Genomic DNA, 18,610 nt, shown 5'->3' on the forward strand with positions numbered 1-18,610 from the left:
GCTAAATCCATGCTAGTCAAGGACTTAGGATATTCTACTCAATCCGAGCGGTTTTCCTACGTCCTACAGGCTGTTGTATTCCTGCAACGCCATTCGATATAGATTTTCATCGTAAGTCTTGGTAAATACAACACTTAGGCGAAAGATTCCCCTCAGAGTCACGATGATTCCATTTCTCCACCAACAATTCGCGATTCGTTGCAAAAAGTCAACCACCAGGCCACTTGTGTTGGTCGCGTGGTCGTTTTGCTTCATGCTAATCTCGCTGGTTGGTCCGGACAGGCAAAGATTGCAGGCCCAGTTGGTCGAGACCTTCGATCGTCCTGGCCCCTACTTCTCGCTTTGGCGAGATGACTGTTCTGCTCAACTGATTCCGCAGAGACGCCCCGAGCCTGGAGTGGAAACCATCGAGGTCCAGTATCGCGCCGGGACTCATGTCCATTTAGCTATGCCAATTGCTCCCTCGGCTGTGGTCGAGGAGTTTCAAGCTTCGATCCGAATTCGTTGCGGCGAAGGGGGGATCCGGCTTGGCGTTCGCGTGGTCTACCCTCGAAGCACTCATCCTGCGACGAGCGACCCACTTTCGGTTGCGGTATTCGGAACGCCCGGCCCAGCCGGTGGCTCCTGGGGGACCTCGGTTGTCAGGAACATCAGGCTTGGGCTAGAACGCGAAGAACGAATTCTGCGGGCCCGCTTTGGCAGCACAGTGGATCTTTCTGACCCGTACATCGACGCCCTCGTTCTGGACGTTTATCGAAATCCTGGAACCACAAAGCTTCAAGTCGACGATCTGCAGGTGGAGGGCATGCTTCCGCCACAAGTCACCACGCGAGACTCAGTCCTGTTTCCCTCCGACGCCCCAATACTGAAGGTCTCAGAAGCCTCAGTCGCAGAACAATTACAGGCGATCAAGCAATCGGTTCCGAGATGGGTCCAATACCAGGGAGAATCCCTAGCCTACCTGAGCGATCTGGGATTTACCGGCGTTATCGTTCCGCGAGCCGATGATCAGCTCGTCGCTGAACAAGCGAACGAGTCCGGCATTAGCGTCATTGCACCTCCACCCCAACTTGTTCCCTCCGAGGATTTGACTGAAGCCTACCGACACATTTCGGCATGGATGCTAGGTTGGGAGTTGAATGATGCGGCTATCCCAACCACAAAGAACAGGGTTTCTAAGCTGGTAAGTTACCCGTCTTCATTAAACCGGCCCACCGTAGGGGAAGCGATGGAGTTGTACGGTGCCTACGGCAGACTCACGGACTGGCTAGCTATACCGTCACCACATGCAACACGAGTTCGGTCCTCCGCAGAAATGATTAGCTTGGCTCAATCGGATGCACGAATCATGATTGGGCGGTCGGAACCTTTGGCCTCGCTGGTGACCGAGATGCCTCTCGAATGGGCAACTCAAAAGGCGGAGATACGTCGTGCTGTCGGTGGTGTACCGCTTGGGATGCCCGATCATGATTTACTTCAAACGAGATTAGCCTTTTATCGTGGATTAATGCACGGCACGAAGGGGTGGATCTTTCGTTCGTCGATTTCACTCGATTCGGGCGACCCGACCAATATGTCCAGGGCGAGCAGCTATCGGGCTATCAACAGCGAAATCGATTTGTTCTCCCCCTGGATTCGCTCCAATCAGACTCCTTGGACCAAGGTGGAAACCAACTCTGCATCCCACAAAGCGACTGTGTTGACCACTCCCAACAGCCAGTTGATAATCGTTGTGGCCGAGGGCACTATGGATCAAGTCTGTATGGTCTCTCCCCCCGTCTCACAAGTACAATTGAAAATTCCGTTATCGGGTCAAACACGGCATGTCTTCCGGTTAACGCATGGTCGATTGGATCCCTTGCGAAGTGAACGCCAGGCAGATCGATTGCTCGTCCAGATTGATGAACCCAGCTTGATCGAACAAATCGTTACCGTCGTCGATCCGAAACCAATCGAGTACTTAAGAAATTCGCTGCTGAATAAGCAATCCGTGCTGATGGAATCACGGGTTGATTTGGCCCACCAAGTCTTACAGCTAGCGCAGATGTCTCTCGGTAGCCAGCGTTTGGCAGCTACCCACGAGCACTGGGATAGCCTCAGGCGAGCGGAATCATATTATCGCGAAGCTATGCGCGGGCTTCAATCAGCCGACATCAGCGCTGCTCTGCGGGCGGCAGATCAATGCACGGTTCTCGCACAGCGGATCGTTCGTAGCTCTTGGGAAGAGGCATCAAAGCAATTTTCCCAACTTCAAAGCAGTCCATTGCTTGCCTCGGCGATGAGTGTTCCATTGCACTGGGAGCTGAACCGTCATTTATATGGGCGCCCCTGGCAATCGTTAGTTGTTCCCGGGAGCAGCTTTTCATCCTGGGAAACCTTGAGAGAGTTGGGCTGGACCATGGATCAACGCTTGCAAGATCGCATTGCTACCACAGCGGCTTTAGCACGTGGCGATGCGACCTCCGGTGGTTCGATGATTTTGACCTCCAAGCCTGCAACCGCACAACCGATCCCGTCCGGATATGGCGGAACAGCCATGCGCATTTCCACCGGTCGCATCTCCGTACCAGCCGGAGCCTTGGTGCACGTTCAAGGAAAAGTGAAGATCCGATCGAAACCTGACGAGCCTCAAAGTGGCTTGTTCATCAGCGATTCCCTTGGGGGGGATGCAATGGGTGTACTGGTATCCAGTTATGATAAAAAGGAAGAGGAGTGGCAATCGTTTGGTTTGTTTCGCGTCGCCACAAACGACGATGGTTTTCGAGTCCACTTGGAAACGCGAGGGGACATGTCAGCTACCATCATGGATCTAAAGGCTGAATTCATCATGCCAACGAGGCGTGGCGACTAGCGAGCTGGCCTCTCTCGGCTTATTGTATGATGTAGTTTTCCATCCCGAAGAACGATGTTCCTTTAGAGCAACACGTTCCTCCAGGGTAAACCGCCACCGATTCCCATGCATCCGAGCTAACTCCTCGAGTACCGACCATGAGTTCATCAAAACCATCGAAGCCCGGAACTCAGAAGGGAATGGATCAAGCTAAACCCAGATCCAGAAGCCCGCTGCTACCGGCTCGGCCCATCCAGCCAAACAAGCCGAATCGCTCGGATGCTGACCTCAGCAATTCCAACCGTTCCTCGATCGAGTCGATTCTCGGCGGAATCCCACTCAACCGGTTGGAATCATTCTGTTCGCGAATGGCGACCGGGCTGAAGTCAGGCGTTGACATACTGAGGCTGCTCGATTCCGAATCCAAGCATGGCTCTTCGCGACACCGACAGGTCATCAGCCACATGATTCTCAGTGTCCGTGACGGAGAATCTCTTTCGGGAGCCATGGCTTTGCAAGGGAGCTATTTCCCTATGCTTCTTATCCGAATGCTTCGAGCAGGTGAACACTCTGGTCGCGTCGAGCACTGCTTTCTAGAAATGGCCGAGCACTACCGCAGATTGAAACGAGCTCGCTCAACTTTTTTGAGCCAAGTCTCTTTTCCACTGATATCTTTCGGAATTGGTCTCGGTGTCATTACCCTGGTGATTTTTATCAACGGATTTATGAAGTCAGGCTCGCCAAGCGAACCAGCCTTTGATCTAACGGGGATTGGACTCCGCGGTGCTTCGGGCGTCCTAATTTTTTGGACTGCCCTGCTTTTTGTTGGCGGATTGTTAGGTGTAACCACATTCGGAATCTGGAAGAACTGGTTTGGTTGTCATCAAAAACTCGTCCCATTGGTGAGAAATGTGCCAGTCATAGGGCCCGTTTTTACGACATCGGCGTTATCGCGATTGTCAATGACTCTTTCCATGATGCTTGGTGCTGGTGTCGATGCTATGAGAAGTGTACGAGAAGCCCTCATGGCAACGGGAAATTTTTATTACATTTCCGGCATCGAACAGGTTGAGGAAGCCGTCCGCCAAGGGAAATCTTTTTCTGAAGCACTTGATGCACCGAAGCTATTGCCGGCGGAGTTCATTCAAACGGTCGAGATAGGTGAGTTAAGTGGTTCCGACAGCGAGTCTTTAGAGAGGTTGGCGATCGTTTACCGAGAACAATCCGAAGCGGCTTTGGCTCGCCTAGCTGCTGTAGCAGGAGTCGTAGTCTGGATGATGATCGCGGGACTAATCATCTTCGCGATATTCACCATCTTCTTTCAGATCATGAAGGTTTATACCGACGCTTTGAACTTTAAGTAAGCGTTGCTAAACCCTAGGTGCCAAGGATCGAAATGTGCCCATCTTGCCACGATTACTGACAGCCTTGAGACTCTATTGGAGCGGAACTGTCAACACGTTGTCGCGGTGACCTGCCTGTTAATCAGATTGGGGAATTCTTGGTGTCCGGATTGTCGGACTGCGTTGCCGCATACGAGGCTATGCTGTTGTCTAGATGCCGAGCGTTCGACCGCATATCAACCTTATCTGCCGACAGGGAATCTACCTACAGGGAATAGTCGGGTTTAAAGAACTCGGACGAGGAATTCGTTCTCGGCATCTCGCACCACCATTCTTAACGAACGAGCCTCCATCGCTTGTTCAATGGCCGAGTAGAACTTTTCTGGTGTCGAAATCGTGGCTCCGTTAACGGATTTGATCAGCAAGCCGGCAGGGAGCCTTCGGAAAGGTCCTCGTTGGTTAACCGACACAACCTCCACCCCCTCGGGCTTGTTCATTCCCAACTCTCGCATCAACTGCGGCGAAACATCGTCGACTTCAATTCCGTACTTATTCAACAACTCCAATCTGCGATTCACGAGAGACTCGTCAAACTCCGAAATTTTTACCGTGGACTCCATCGTCTTACCGTTCCGCAAGAAGCTTACTTTCACAGAATCACCGGGTTTGGTTTCGCCGATGATTCGCATCACGGCAGTGCTGGTGGTGATCGTGTTGTCATCGATTTTGGTAATCACATCACCGGGAAGCAGCCCAGCGGACTCGGCCGGTGAACGTCGCGATACGCTGGCGATGCGAACTCCCTTGGTTTGTGTGGGTAACCCGAGTTGCGAGACCATATCCTGAGACAATGTCTCGGGCGAGATCCCGATATAGCCTCGCGAGACTCTCCCCTTGGAGATGATGTCCGATACGATGCGTCGAGCGGTATTGGTGGGGACGGCAAATCCAATGCCGTTGTATCCACCGCTTCGAGAAGCAATCGCCGTATTGATTCCAATAACCTCTCCTCGCAAATTCACGAGAGGGCCGCCGCTGTTCCCTGGATTGATAGCTGCGTCAGTCTGAATAAAGTTGTCGTAGTCCGTGATTCCTTGGTCGGTTCGCTCCGTTGCGCTGATGATCCCAGCCGTCACAGTCTGTGCTAAACCAAAGGGGCTCCCAATGGCGAGAACCCAGTCGCCAACCTCCATCAGGGCCGAATCTCCGAGCGGTGCGTGAGCCAGCCCAGACGCCTCGATCTTCAGCACGGCCAAATCGGTTTTAGGGTCCGTGCCAACCACGGTGGCATCGAACTGCCTATTGTCACTCAGGTATACCTCCAGCACCGTCGCGTTTTTAACGACGTGGAAATTGGTGAGGATGTAGCCATCGGGCCGGAAGATCACCCCGGAACCGAGGCCGTTTTCCATGCGCCGCTTCTCGACCTCTGCCATCTCGGGATCAGAGCTGTACCCTCCGATCAGGTCCTCGATGGATCTGGGGGCGCCTCGCCGAACGATGCTGGCTTCTACGACATTCTTAATGCTTACAACTGCCGGCTTAACCGATTTACTGACGTCTCGGAATAGTCTTGAGAGCTGGTCCGCGCGAGCTACGTCTTCGGCGTTGAGCGAATCTCGCGATGCCTTGGACTCGGCTAATTGCTGAGCGTAAGCGGCGGAGTGTTCGTAGCGGTTTCCAAAGAACCAAAATCCGCTGCTGAAGGCCATTGCTCCGATTACAACAAGCCACTTCCAATTTTGCGACAAGCTAATCATGGTTCTCTCGCGTGTTCGTGTTGCTTAGGTCAAATACGCTTGCTTCCCCCGTAGTACGTTGAGCAACGGGAGTGGTTGACGCCACTTTTGGCGGTTCATCATCGGACAACTCGTCTCGAGCAACTTTCGTACCTTTTACTGCGGAAAAGCGGCTTTGATAAACATCAATTTTCCGCCCCACTGACTTCAGATACTCGACAGTCGCGGTCAATCGCTTCATCCCCAAAGATTTCGGGCGGAATGATTAAAAAATCGGTCAATTTGAGATGCCATAAACCATATCCGCCGGAGATTGCAGCTCTAATTTGCTGGTGAGAGGGTAATTGGGCCGGTTGGTGAAGGTTCGATTTGTTCCCCACACGCACCGAACAGTTTTTAGCCTTCGCCCTAAGCAGGGTCTAATTGTTAATGTCAATCCTGTCAACGAATTCGACACGGGTGTGACCGGCTCATCGTTGCTTAGTCGGTAGTGAGTCGCGATTTGCTAGCACAAGATATTGTGGCATCATTTCCGGCGACAACCAATTGGTTTCGTTTTCAGTATTGAGAGAGATAATAAGGGTAACGGCGAGCTTTTTCGTCGGTTCTCAATCACGGAGTCAAATCATGAACGAATCGTTGGATTTCCAGAATGTAGATTGTATTGTCGCACAGCTTAAAGAGCTGGCTAACACAGCTTTTCGTACGGGGCAAGCGATCGACCAAACGGAGCTTGATTTACACAAGCGACTAATGGCTCTCGGACATGCATTGATTGGAACAATCATCGAGCAAGCAGGCCAGGGAGATGTTGGACCTACCATCGAGAAGAAAGGGCGAGTCTATAATCGAATGCCCAAACGGACTCGGAGGTATCGCTCCATCTTTGGCGATTTCAGAATCGAACGCTACGTCTATGGAACAACACCCGATCAAGCGATCCAAGCCATTCCTTTGGACGAGCATTTAGGGCTCCCGCAGAATGATTATTCCTTGGTCTTCGAGTCGTGGGTCGGAACTCATGCGACCGAATCTTCCTTCCATAAAGCGGTTGGGTTACTGGAACGAATCACGTCACTCCACGTCCCAGTCGACAGCGCCGAACGGATCGGAAGCCGATTGGGAAAATCAGCGGCCTTGGTACTCGATAATCCGCCATCGATCGATCGAGCTACCGAGGCAGAACTCTTGGTCCAAACCAGTGACAACAAAGGCATCCCGATGGTACGCAAGCAAACGGAAAAAACACCTGTGGGTGCTTCTGTCGAACGCATGGGCCCCAAGCCGGGGCAGAAACAAATGGCGTGCATGGCCGGAGTGTATACCGTAGATCGCGATGTTCGAACGGCTACAGAAATCATTGATGCTTTATTCCATGAGCCTGAGTCAGGCGAGACAAGTAGATCAGAAGCTAAGCCGAAGAATCCTCGGTACTTTGGGGCGTTGACCAAGCATGATTCTAACGGAAACGTGATCGGTAAGTCCGCTGAAGAGCAAGCTCAGCAATGGCTAACTGCCAATACGCTCCGACGCCACCGAGAGGGTCAAGAGATTTTGGTTATGCACGACGGGCAACCATCACTTTGGAACTTAGCGCATGAGTACCAGGAGGGATGGAACACGATTGAAATACTGGACCTGATGCATGTACTTCCGCGAATCTGGGCAGCCGCGAAGATCATCCAACCAGATTCGCAAAGCTCGTATGTTCGCGAACAGCTGCTGCTACTGCTTAAGGGAACCGAAGGTCTAATGATCATAGGAATCAAGACTGCGATGAGACGCAAGGGCATAAAAAAAGCACAACGCGAAGAGCTTGGCAAGATCGTGAAGTATTTGGAAAACAACCGCTCACGAATCAAGTACGGTGAGTATTTGGCAAAAGGCTATCCGATATGCACTGGGTATATTGAAGGAGCCTGTCGGCATGTGCCCAAGGATCGAATGGAAAAGAGTGGGATGAGATGGAAGGAAAAAGGAGCCCAGACCATGCTGAACCTTCGCTGCATCGAAGCGAGTGAGCTTTGGGATGTCTTAGCCACAACGCACCGAACGGTAAACCTCTCGATCTACGGTAAGAAACGAGTGAACTATAGCGATCAGTTCTTGGCAATGGCGTCGTAACTAACAGAACAACCGGTCACACCCATTCGACACTCGGGAATTTCCTTCTCAGTTCGGATATTTTTGCCTCGGTTACTTTAGTATTCGCGATCATTAGCTTCCGCAGCTTCGGCAATTGACAAATTTGCTCTATTCTCTCGTCTCCAACATTAGTCCCGCAGAGGCTAATTGTGTCGACAAGGGGTAGCCTCATGAGATAAGGAATAACTTCATCGCCAACCGTAGGGGAGTCAATGATGTTCACGCCTGTCAACGTTCGCAACTCCGACATCGCCTTAGGCCACTCCTTTCCATTAGATGTCGCGGTGCCCGCACCGATGACTAATTCCTTCGGAACGGCAAAGAAATACTCACCTAACATTCTCTTGAGTACCCAATGCCCAGGGGAAGGCATTTGTGTAGACGAATTGGTAATTGAATTCCATTCGTGCTCAAAGCAAACAAAACCGCCTGCGGCGCCGATAATATTCAGATTCCGAGCCTTTTTCCAAGCAAAGAGACCAAAAGATATGACTAGTAAAACAACTAGTGCTGCCATCATAATTGAAATCTCCATCATCTCCCTCTGCATTCATAGGTCACATGAAAATTTGAGCTAAACGAACGCATGACACCTCTGCTCTTTGAATGGGTTCGGCAACGATTCAAGAACTAGGTACCTGATAGCCCCAAATCATTTCAGTACCTCCGCGATATGCTTTTCCAGAAGGTCGCGCTCGTCGATGTCGAGCCACAGATAGGAACCGACGATGTTTCCCTCGGCGTTAACGAGGCAGAAGCGGTCGGGATGCCCGCGTTTTTCGACGCCATCGAGGAAGAACTTTTCGATTCCGACCCGCTGTGTGTAAGCCATGTCGCCTCGAAGGAAGTGCCATTTTTCAGGATTCGCTCCGAACCGCTCTGCGTAGTCTTTGAGAACCTCAGTCGTGTCAGCTTCTGGGTCGACCGTGATGCTAACAAAGCGGATCGGTTTGTCTTTGTATTTTTTTGTAAGGAGCTGCATTTGGGAGGTCTGTCGGGGGCAGCTCCCGGTGCAGGTTGTGAAGAAAAAGCAAGCTATGTAGGGCTGTCCCTTGAGAGATTCCGAGGTAATCGTCTTGCCCAGCTGGTCTGTAAACTCAAACTCTTTGAGCCACTTTTCCTCTGCCGCTGCGGATTCCACCAATTTTGCGAGAATGGATCGCTTTCCCGGGTCGGGAGGGGAAACTGAATGTGGGTTCTCCCAAGGATCATCGTCCTCTGTGCCAAAGCGAGGGCCTGATGAAACACCTGAGCTGCTAGCGTCGCGGGACGGGCTGCGGAGGATTTTCGTTGTAACAGCGGCGATTGTCCCCAGGACGACCCCCAAGCCTACTCCAAGCAATCGAAACCAAAGACGATTCACGTAAGTACCTTTTTCTATTTCTAGAGCCCCCAATCGGCAGGATATTAGCCGCACAATTGTATCCGGCGAGGCGAGTCCAGTCAGGGGGCGTGAACTCGGCTATTCAAGACTTACCAATTGGGGCAGACGAATCGGTTTTTCCGATCGTCAGGGGCCTGAAATTGGTTTGAGGGGCTTATAAATCCCCATTTTGCTTGAAAAACCCGACGTGTGCGACTTCGTGGCCTACCGTTTACGGTACGCCTTGCATTTATCCCCGCGATGCCATGAGACGATTCTTTAAAAAAATTCGATTGAAGGACTTGTTGTCCGACCAAGAGGGGGCGACGGCGATCGAGTACGCACTCATGGCTTCGTTGATCGCGGTTGCGGTGATTTCGAGCGTCGGTTTGCTTGCAAACAAAACCAAAGACTCGTTCAACACATCCGGAGACGCGATCAATCCCGTTCTGGGAAATTAAGTCGTCGCCAATTTCCTTTTGCTATGTTCTGGTGTCCCCGGACCGCCCCTGATAAGGAACCTTCTCAGAGAGGTCAGTTTTGCAAGTGCTCTAAGAGTCGTGACTTATGAAGTTCGAGACCGGATCGGTCGTGATTCGTTGCAGGTCACGAACTACCTAACTCAGACCTTGCTCCATGCTCGAACTTTCGAGCCGGCCTAATGGTTGAATGGATAGGAGATTCAACTACCGCCGAGTTCTCGAACGCATTTTTCCAGAATGTCCCGCAACGCCGGAGCGTTACGCGCTACTCTAACTGGGGCTGGCTGTTAGAAGAATTCATTGCCATAGGTAGCTCCCGAAAAATGAGTCCCTGTAGACCTCGCTCCTCTGTTGTTCTGCGAAAAACATCGTCAACGATAAGCTCCGAACCCGATTTGTTTGGCAACTTGAATATATGAGCACCATCAATCAATTCATGCTTAAATGCGTATCGAAGCACCCGCCGAATCCTTGGGTCTTCAAATGACCTCCGCTCAACTTCACTTAGATTTTCGTCTAGAGCATCAATCGTGCGAAGTACGTGAATAAGAAAGTACTCGCCTGGAAAAGGGTGTTTTACAGGTAGCCGCTCACAGACAGTTTCAATCACCGGTCGTAGAGCATTCCATGCCTTAGAACTCATCATCGGAACCCGATTATAGTCGCTGACACTTGGGAAATCCCCTAATCGTAGGGGATTGTCGTCAAAACCAATACACTTCAGAGTTCTCCAGGATGCGCCATATCGAGTGTCTTGCCAATGTAGGTCTGCAACTGTTGGTCCATCATCACCAGAAATGGAATCGACAAACGTAACACCTGCAAACTCATCAGAATCAGGCTCGTACGTATAGTAACGCCGCTTGCTGTGATGATCTTTTTTCATGGGAATGTTCCTCCAGCAATCTCTGCTTTTAGTTTTGAAAGTTCGTCTAGTATTCTCTGTCTTCCGGTCGCCCAATCAGGCGCACCTCGCACCGCATCTTCGAGTCTCCTGTTAACTTGATCGATTCCAGAATGAGAATGCAATCCATGTCCATGATGAGCGGGTTTAGGACCTGAAGGCTTGAGTCCGACCCCATTTACAGCATCGTTGATATCGATTTGATACTTATCAAGAAGCTTACGAGAAGCTGCGGCGCGAGCGTGGGTCGACTGAACAATATGATGTGCGCCTTCCCCTGCCTTTACTGCGTCCCCCATATTCTTTCGAAGCAATGTGGAATTTCTCGCAGTATCCCACGCGATGCTTGATTGCCATCCCTTAGCTGGCCCCTTCCCGAAAATGCGGTCCCAGGCATTGCGGAACCAACTGGAGTTTACCTTCGCGGGGCCTTGAGTGGTAGCCTTGATTCCAACGGTCACCTTGTTGAGCTTGTTGCCGTTCTTCACGATCGAAGCGACACAGGCATCGCCTCAAGGAATGTATCAAGCATGCCCAACGCACCATCGTGGGCAAGCTGAATTCGCTCTTGATACATCTCATCCTGCGGTAAGAATCGTTTGGCAGAAAGAACACTTAGCGGTCGATTATCGTCCTCACGCTGTTGTTGCTTAAGTGCCCCCTGCCGGGCGGCTTCCTCTTCTTGGCGACGGCGTTGGTCTTCTTCGTCAAGCTCGACCCCTTTCGATTTACGTTCCGCTCCGCTGTAAAGACTCGAACGCTTGACGGTATCTTGAACTGTTGCGAAATCCGTTCCCACCGTGGGAAAGAGTTCTTTCGCCTCAGTGAAGTGTTCGTTCCAGCCGCCGTTGAAGATAAACGGTGCGTTCGGTTGACGAAGCGCGTTCCAGTTGGCTGTTAAATCGACTAAGTTCTGGAACGCACCTGCATCGGGGAAAGAATAGTCGGGCAAGTCCTGAAAGTAGGCGTACGACCCGCCCCCAAGAACAACGGTCGACGAGCTTGATTTTCCCCCGCCCGCCGAGTTCTCGAACGCATTTTTCCAGAATGTCCTGCAGCGCCGAAGGAATAGCCTGCTCGCCACTGGCGGAGTTGCTGGCGGATAATCCGAAACCGCTTCATGTACTCCGGCGCTCGTCCGTGTTGCGAGACGTCCATGCGAAAGCGGTTGGGCTAATGGAGATCATCGGTACATTTCTAGAAGTTGCCCAAGCAGTTCTTCTTTTGTCGCGCCCCTTATCCCAAGGGCCTTTAAGTCGATCGGTTCCGCTTGCATGGTCTCGACGAACTGCTCCATGTCCTGGCCAATCTTTGTCGGAATAGCAGTTTGGTAATCTGGGTCCATGACAGTCAGCAGCCTGAAGACATCATTCTTGTGCTTCTTGATGTGGCGATCATCGACTTGGCCACCCGCCGCCTTGCGTTCTCGGAGATCGAGCCAGGCGCGTGCCTTCAGTGGAATCAGGTGTTCAGACCTGGCAAAAGCGATCTTGTTGCTGACGGTCCGAGCCTGTTGAATCCATGCGGAGTAGTCGCCATCCATCAAAATAGCTGACAAGCTCAAGATATCCTCCGAGGCAGGTATGGGCACCAGATGGCCGTCTCCCAAGTAGTTGTCTGTGTAAGATTCAAAGTGGTCAGCAAACTTGTCAAGTCCTTCTACCATGTCATTCCTTTCAGTAAATCATCCAGCGCCGCTTCAACGCGTTCGTCTCGGATGTCTTGCATGGACAAATAAAGTGACAGTGGATCTACACTGGCACCCTGGGAAAGTGGGCAAGGGTCGTAGCGCCAAAGCTCAACTGCGATCGAACGCTCTGGCTCATCGTCGGGTATGGAGAACCTGGCAAGCTCTGCTCGACACTCTTTCTCTGCGGTTGGGCCTATGGCAATTGTTTGGATCGCACCCTTCGAAATGTCTGTGCGACTGGCCAGCGCGGTCTGTCCGGCTACACGAGACCGGTCGGGAATCGGAAAGTCGTGGAAGACTCGCAGTCTCTTACGCACGGGTGTACGCCAGAACTTCGTGCCGAACTCCCAAGTCTCTTTAGGAGTCCGTGTGAGCTGTAACTCGCGCGAACGACCGTCTTTCTCGATGGTGACCAAGTCAAGCGTCTCTAACTCACTGAAGGAACGGCTTATGGACATCTTCGAACAATTCAACAATTGCGGCATGCGCAGCATGGGAATCGGAAGATCATGCTTGTGATAGATCGCAAACAGAATGGTGGCTTGAGCAAGCGGGCTCAAATTGTCCGTAGGAATCTTGGCCTGTCGAAAGTATTCCCGCAATTCCATTCCGAACGTGGGGAGGTACAGCTGATTTCCCGGTACGATGAACGCAACCTTTTGTTCAATCAGCCTTTTCCGCTGGTATGCGTCAATCTGATCGCGAACATAGACGAGTTCGCCATCGAATTTAGCCTGTAGAACCTCAAACTGTTTCCGTATGCCGGCTGGCGATTTCTGCTGTTCGCTTGCATGCACGACCAGAACCGGGCGATCGAGAATCTGCGTTGTAGCGAAGTCAAATTCTTGGCGAAGGAAGCGCGGTAGCTTGCGTTTATCGAGCCAGTCGCGCAGATGTACGCAGAGGCCCAACGTCTCGTTAATATAAGCTTCTGTCTGTTTCCAGGTGGTTTTCATGCGATCCTCTTCGTAACACTCCACCTGCACTGTACCATACGTAGGGGTACAATGCAACTTTCGTGGTACGAGTCCTGCGGTTTTCCACGAAAACAAGGAAAAATGCCGGTTCGTTCCCAGGAAGTATGCTCACATGGACTCGCAGATCTCAGTTTCGACTCGACTTATCTAGGACGTGGCGTCAACGGAATAATCGGCGCTGAATCGGTGCTGAATCGGCGCTCCGGTAGCGCCGAAAAGCTCCTGCAATGGCTAGAACCCCTTCTTTTTCCAATGATTCCGCCAATCGCATTAGGTGGCCATCCGTCCGCCGAGTTCGCAACCGTTCTCATCCGGACTCCGGACGATAACTCTGTATTAACTCTGGAGGCCCCCGAAAAGAGAGAGCCAGAGAGTTCGGGACTGATTTTTCGCACCGGCGGACGAAACCTTGAAGGTTGCATTCGAGAGACGGTAGCGGTTACCAACGCTTGCCTCAGTGGGGGCGATAAAGAAAAACTCCTTCGATCTCTCGACCGCGCAAGCCGCTTCGTTCGACTACCTAGATTATTTGCCTTCACAGGACTCTCTTCTTCACGCTACTACGATTGGAAGAACGCGCAAGAATGTGGATTGGATGATGTCTCGTCATGTCCCAAATCTTCGCCGGGGCAAATGACCGCAACCGAACGCTCGGAAATGCGATCTATGGTGCAGTCCGAAGCCTATCGTCATCTCAGCGTGGGATCGATTGCTCGATTGGCCGCACGTTTAGGAAAGGTCTACGCTTGTTCCTCGACTTGGTACCGAGCGATTCAAAATGGAAACTGAATGACACTTTCGAAACAGGTACGACAGCCGATCTCCTCAAGGAAGCAGCGAAGGGACTTCCCGAAGGCACCGTACCCTCGACGGTAATGGATTCTGGCGTTGAAAACGTGAATGGCACAGTAAATGAGCTTGTTTCTGACGGCACAATCAAACGCATCCTAGCGCAAGTCGACATTGTGGAATCGAACAGCACAACTCGGTGGTTCCCCATTTTGCCTTTCAAGGGCAGACACCCGACGAGATGGCCCTTGGGACTGGAGCGAATGTTCCGCTTGATCTGAAAGAGAAGCGAGCCACAGCGCGAGCTGCGAGATTAACGCACAATCGCGCTCTATCGTGTGATCGATGCAAAGCAAGCGAAAGCGAACCAACACTTGTATCACTCCAAATCAACACGAGCTAAGCCTTATGCACCTTCGTCTTGTACCAAGAAAAGAGTGTCACCAAGCGAGCAGCAAGCTCGATGGATGTCTGATTGATCGTCTCAAGCCGGAAAATCGAGGTAGAACCAACTCACAAAACTATAGAAACACCCCAACAGATCGCCCATTTGCACCGAAGTGAGCCTAGGTTCATCGATTGCACAAGATGCGTCTCAGGGAAACTCTAGCCGCACTATCAACTCATCTAATAGCGCCGAGTTCTCGAACGCATTTTTCTAGAATGTCCTGCAACGCCGGAAGGTTACACCCCAACAAAACCTTTCGGAACAATTCCCTTTGCCATGAGCTTCAACTGGTCTGCCGTGAACCTTAAGACGCTCTTAGGATCCTTGGCCAGATTCTTGAGGAATTCAGCCCTCTTTGAATTATTGAATTCCTTGCGGAGTTTTTTTGTCGACGCGACAGATCGAGTACGATACTTATCAAGCCAATTTGCATTGTGCACCAACACTCCAAGTTCGCTGACTTGGTAGATGTGGTGCCCATGCACTTCCAGATTATAAACGCTCTCGCCTGTACTGAGGAGACGAGTTGACGAAATCTCGATCGGACCAGCTTCGGTCCAGAGATGCTCACCGACCTCTAAATCACCCAGCTCTGCCCAATCTTGACGCTCGATCGACCAAATCGGGTGCTGCGGAGTCCCCGTAAGCGTCTCACCACCAACGAATTCGATCTCCACCAACTCAGCTACTTGCCGAGTGACAATCCGTGCCGTAACCACTTGTCCCGACCCGCTTGCAATCGGAGGACAGGGCTCAATGGACGTTACCTTGGCAAGTCCCGATGCTTCGAGTTCCGGGAATTCCACGTACGTCAGCTCTCCGGGAACCGCTCCTTGCTGTTCCCAGTACTCGGCAGGCCGAATCATCTCGACATCGATCCAGCTCCCATCCTCCTTCTGCAACGAGAAGCGAGCTAGGGACCAAGTCGCCGAATCAGGCTCCGAGAATTCACCATCGTATTCCCACGGACGAGGATTCTCCCCCGCCACACGAGAACCGATCGCGACCGTTTCGATCGAACGTCACCAGAAGAGTAGTAGACACGGAATTAATCGGTCTCGTCGCTAGCAGATACGAATAAACGATACCGATACGTAATGAATTCCCAAAAAACGTTAGGTGTCCAACTCAACGTCGTCCCAGTCAAGGTCCGACAGAAGCCATGTAAATGCACGATCTCGCTCGACGACGACTCCTGGAACAATGCCCAGCTTCTGTACCTCCGACGGGGAGTCAACAACGGCCCAATGATATCTGTAATAAAGGTCTGCAAATTTGACAATTTCCTCGAAATCCCTTAGAGAGGCTTCTCCTCGAAAACGAGTTGCTCCTCGCTCCCTCAGTATCGATTCCGCGAGTTTCACGTCGCAAAGCATGGTGGGCTCCGATAAGGTCGGAATGAACCGCAGGACCCACAATAAGACCCAATAGGATTCGACAATCCAGCTATATTGCACGTTTGAGGACATTGCAGGAAGCTCGCAATTTACAAACTCCAGCTCTTTGGTAGTTATAGAATATTCTGCCTGGCAAACTCGCAAACTCGTCAGTGCATCGTCGCGAGACATTCCTTGGGAACGCGAATAGACAATACACGTGGCGATCGCACGGTTGGCGATTTCTTCGATGCTTCGAATATTGCGTTCATCGGAAATTTCAAGCAGAGGTAAACTATCCATAACAGGTACCCTGCGACTATGTAAAAATTCGATTGAGCAACGTCTCGCGTCCTCAAGAATTGGCTTCAAGGAGCTCATGGGTTCCTACGCTAGTTGCAACTCGGAACGGTGCTTGAATCTTCATCGACATATCGACCATCCGCATCAAAATGGTTGGGAAGCCTCGCCGCCTCGACGGCAAAAAACTCATCTAATGAATCCCAAGAGCATAAGACGCTGCCTTCGTCGGGTTCACGAACACTTACGTTGCCGACTTTGGATACCACTACAAATGAACCGTCCCAATTGTAACTACCAATAATGAGCTCACCATCTGAAAGCCAGTCTGGACGTTCAAGAGTATTGGGTGTTAGCACGTCATATGGTTGCCCTGCTGGGGGGTGATTCCAGTCTTTGTATCCGAAGATACTAAGAGTATCGTGAAACAGCCCCAATCCGTTATGTTTCAGGAGAAACTTTCGATAACCCGTCGGCAGACTTGCGTTTAACTTACATTCTATCTCCCGTATTTGGTTCTCTGAGCACGGAGGCATTAGATCATGTAAATACGCTTGCTTTCCAAAGTGTGGTGCTTTTCCTATACCAATAGCGCCGTTTTTGTAATCGCGCCGCCCAAGTCGTTCAAACGTTTTCATAACGGATAGTAGCTTTTTAAAACCATTCATCAATGCATTTCACCTCAATTTGGAGTATACGGGCCATGAGTCGGATTTCGGAAATCACCTCCGTGGGCCATCTTGTGCTGCTATACAGTTTCGTTTACATAAAAACAATGGCCCTGAAGAATCATTCAAATCGACCAATACTGTCCGATATTGAACCAAGAATTTTCGCTTCCTAACTTGATGAAATCGGGGCTGCAAAAGTATACGACGGCTCAAGAAGGGGGAACAACATACTGAACATGCTTCATTACATCAGCGTAGCTGAAAGGCGATATCGGTGGAATATCGTCGGAGGACTCTAAGATTTCTAACGCTAAACACACTTTTAAAGGTGAACTTCCATTGATGATCTCGGTCACGTACTGAAATGGAAGAATCATTAATCTTCGATCCTCTGTGACTACCGCAAGCTGTTCACGAGCGATCCACTGATCGCTTTGTAATTGCACCCAACACCATCCTAAATCCTTAACCATTATTTCACCTAGGTAACTTCCTAGGATATCAACTTGATCGAAATCCCGAAGCTTATCCTGGGACAGCCATTTAGGCTGACCGGAGGCGATCACGTCAGCGCAAAACCGTTCGAATTGTTTTAGCTTCTCTTTCGTGGAGGCTCCATCGTCAATATCGAGTAACGAAGCACACTGATTAGCATTTTTCTTAGCCCACTGGAGATATTCCTCGGTAACGGGTTCTTCCGAGTAATCATTGGGTTCTTCAAAATCCTGGTACGCTTCTGATTCTTTCGACGACAAGCACCAATTTAGAGATTGGGGAAATTTCAGCATGACTTCGCGGATTCCGTTTTCGGCAGCGACGACATCAGGGCAGGTAATATTAACGGTAAACTCACCCTCAAATTCAAATACTTCATCTATTGCCGCCAAATAACCCGTTCCATCCGGATCTGTATCTTTGGAAAAGAAAAAGTCGTCTAGGGAGTCTATAATCTTGACTGCCAACCGATCATCGGAAACGTTCAGGGTTAAGGTTAAGATGTAAGCATCGACAAAACGTCCGTTGATTCGCATTCCGTTTTTTATTGCATCGGCTTCAGCTGAACGCCAGGAGCTGTCTCCATTTAGGGGCCACAGTTTTGTAAACATCAATCCAAACAATTCAGAATCGACACAAAGATTATAGAAGACATCAGATACAAATATCGATTTCGGCTCATCAACAATTCGAAAAATTGCGGGTAGAGAGTCCGCTTTCGGGACGTACTTGTTGATCCGATAAGGAAACCTCTCTATGGGTGAACTGAACTCCATGTCACAATCCTTACGATCCAAAATATCCAGCACAGACGTACAGTTAAAAATAAAATGGTCCGAGTTCGTGGAAAGTAGTTCCCCACTTTGAAGCAAAACGTCTTCGAGAGCTTCAACAGCACGACCACTAAATACGGGAATGAAAAAACCTAGCATCGAAAAATCAAGAAATGAACGCAGCCTTCCTTGTATAAAGTCGCTCTTCCAATCTTCTTTCAGCGAAGGGATTACGAGTTCACCACGACACGAAGGGAACCCAATTGGGAGAAAATCATCGATCAA

Annotated in this window: 19 protein-coding genes; 5 read left to right on the forward strand and 14 right to left on the reverse strand. The window is 50.7% G+C overall.

All coding sequences use genetic code 11. From position 1 onward, the window contains the following. Positions 1 to 63: 63 nt before the first annotated feature. The gene (locus SH449x_RS05970) at positions 64 to 255 is read right to left on the reverse strand and encodes a hypothetical protein (protein WP_482380411.1); all 192 of its coding nucleotides are present in this window, start codon (positions 253 to 255) and stop codon (positions 64 to 66) included. Here SH449x_RS05970 and SH449x_RS05975 point away from each other — a divergent pair. Beyond that, a complete protein-coding gene (locus SH449x_RS05975) occupies positions 254 to 2,851 on the forward strand; it encodes a hypothetical protein (protein WP_482380412.1) in 2,598 nt (865 codons plus the stop codon). The two genes, SH449x_RS05970 and SH449x_RS05975, sit on opposite strands and share 2 nt — an antisense overlap. 137 nt (positions 2,852 to 2,988) lie before the next feature. Next, a complete protein-coding gene (locus tag SH449x_RS05980; RefSeq protein WP_482380413.1) occupies positions 2,989 to 4,194 on the forward strand; it encodes a type II secretion system F family protein in 1,206 nt (401 codons plus the stop codon). Positions 4,195 to 4,457: 263 nt separating this feature from the next. On the opposite strand, the gene SH449x_RS05985 is transcribed toward SH449x_RS05980, so the two are convergent. Further along, positions 4,458 to 5,933, reverse strand: coding sequence for a Do family serine endopeptidase (locus SH449x_RS05985; protein WP_482380414.1), 1,476 nt, complete (start codon positions 5,931 to 5,933; stop codon positions 4,458 to 4,460). Continuing rightward, the gene (locus SH449x_RS05990; protein WP_482380415.1) at positions 5,926 to 6,153 is read right to left on the reverse strand and encodes a hypothetical protein; all 228 of its coding nucleotides are present in this window, start codon (positions 6,151 to 6,153) and stop codon (positions 5,926 to 5,928) included. Before SH449x_RS05990 ends, SH449x_RS05985 begins: the two co-directional genes overlap by 8 nt. Before the next feature lie 386 nt (positions 6,154 to 6,539). Between SH449x_RS05990 and SH449x_RS05995 the strand changes: the two genes are divergently transcribed. Then, on the forward strand, positions 6,540 to 8,036 hold the full coding sequence (locus SH449x_RS05995; protein ID WP_482376812.1) for an ISKra4 family transposase: 1,497 nt from the start codon (positions 6,540 to 6,542) through the stop codon (positions 8,034 to 8,036). Positions 8,037 to 8,052: 16 nt separating this feature from the next. Here the strand turns inward: SH449x_RS05995 and SH449x_RS06000 are convergent, their stop codons facing one another. Then, a complete protein-coding gene (locus tag SH449x_RS06000; protein WP_482380416.1) occupies positions 8,053 to 8,595 on the reverse strand; it encodes a hypothetical protein in 543 nt (180 codons plus the stop codon). Positions 8,596 to 8,709: 114 nt separating this feature from the next. Then, positions 8,710 to 9,420, reverse strand: a complete 711-nt coding sequence (locus SH449x_RS06005; RefSeq protein WP_482380417.1) for an SCO family protein — start codon at positions 9,418 to 9,420, stop codon at positions 8,710 to 8,712. A gap of 266 nt (positions 9,421 to 9,686) precedes the next feature. Between SH449x_RS06005 and SH449x_RS06010 the strand changes: the two genes are divergently transcribed. Continuing rightward, entirely contained in the window at positions 9,687 to 9,881 is a 195-nt protein-coding gene (locus SH449x_RS06010) for a Flp family type IVb pilin (protein WP_482380418.1), read from the forward strand. A 286-nt stretch (positions 9,882 to 10,167) separates the two neighbouring features. On the opposite strand, the gene SH449x_RS06015 is transcribed toward SH449x_RS06010, so the two are convergent. From SH449x_RS06015 to SH449x_RS06035, 5 genes are all read right to left on the reverse strand, one after another. Next, positions 10,168 to 10,788 carry an imm11 family protein gene (locus SH449x_RS06015; protein ID WP_482380419.1) on the reverse strand — a complete coding sequence of 207 codons (621 nt, stop codon included), beginning with the start codon at positions 10,786 to 10,788 and terminating at the stop codon, positions 10,168 to 10,170. Further along, positions 10,785 to 11,294 carry an AHH domain-containing protein gene (locus SH449x_RS06020; protein WP_482380420.1) on the reverse strand — a complete coding sequence of 170 codons (510 nt, stop codon included), beginning with the start codon at positions 11,292 to 11,294 and terminating at the stop codon, positions 10,785 to 10,787. The genes SH449x_RS06015 and SH449x_RS06020 overlap by 4 nt, the downstream gene beginning before the upstream one ends. Further along, on the reverse strand, positions 11,291 to 11,890 hold the full coding sequence (locus SH449x_RS06025; protein WP_482380421.1) for a hypothetical protein: 600 nt from the start codon (positions 11,888 to 11,890) through the stop codon (positions 11,291 to 11,293). Before SH449x_RS06025 ends, SH449x_RS06020 begins: the two co-directional genes overlap by 4 nt. A 99-nt stretch (positions 11,891 to 11,989) precedes the next feature. Further along, positions 11,990 to 12,472 (reverse strand): hypothetical protein, encoded by a 483-nt coding sequence (locus tag SH449x_RS06030; protein ID WP_482380422.1) that lies wholly within the window; start codon positions 12,470 to 12,472, stop codon positions 11,990 to 11,992. After that, positions 12,466 to 13,452 carry a hypothetical protein gene (locus tag SH449x_RS06035; protein ID WP_482380423.1) on the reverse strand — a complete coding sequence of 329 codons (987 nt, stop codon included), beginning with the start codon at positions 13,450 to 13,452 and terminating at the stop codon, positions 12,466 to 12,468. Before SH449x_RS06035 ends, SH449x_RS06030 begins: the two co-directional genes overlap by 7 nt. Before the next feature lie 51 nt (positions 13,453 to 13,503). Between SH449x_RS06035 and SH449x_RS06040 the strand changes: the two genes are divergently transcribed. Next, on the forward strand, positions 13,504 to 14,262 hold the full coding sequence (locus SH449x_RS06040) for a hypothetical protein (protein WP_482380424.1): 759 nt from the start codon (positions 13,504 to 13,506) through the stop codon (positions 14,260 to 14,262). Between the two features lie 684 nt (positions 14,263 to 14,946). Here the strand turns inward: SH449x_RS06040 and SH449x_RS06045 are convergent. From SH449x_RS06045 to SH449x_RS06060, 4 genes are all read right to left on the reverse strand, one after another. Beyond that, positions 14,947 to 15,699, reverse strand: a complete 753-nt coding sequence (locus SH449x_RS06045) for a Hint domain-containing protein (RefSeq protein WP_482380425.1) — start codon at positions 15,697 to 15,699, stop codon at positions 14,947 to 14,949. 126 nt (positions 15,700 to 15,825) lie between these two features. Further along, positions 15,826 to 16,467 carry a DUF4272 domain-containing protein gene (locus SH449x_RS06050; protein ID WP_482380426.1) on the reverse strand — a complete coding sequence of 214 codons (642 nt, stop codon included), beginning with the start codon at positions 16,465 to 16,467 and terminating at the stop codon, positions 15,826 to 15,828. Between the two features lie 11 nt (positions 16,468 to 16,478). After that, on the reverse strand, positions 16,479 to 17,054 hold the full coding sequence (locus SH449x_RS06055) for an SMI1/KNR4 family protein (RefSeq protein WP_482380427.1): 576 nt from the start codon (positions 17,052 to 17,054) through the stop codon (positions 16,479 to 16,481). A 212-nt stretch (positions 17,055 to 17,266) separates the two neighbouring features. Continuing rightward, positions 17,267 to 18,610 (reverse strand): hypothetical protein, encoded by a 1,344-nt coding sequence (locus tag SH449x_RS06060; protein WP_482380428.1) that lies wholly within the window; start codon positions 18,608 to 18,610, stop codon positions 17,267 to 17,269.

The sequence above is a fragment of the Brakhagea baltica genome (assembly GCF_052161605.1).
In the GTDB taxonomy this organism is placed as follows: Bacteria; Planctomycetota; Planctomycetia; order Pirellulales; family Pirellulaceae; genus JBKCUI01.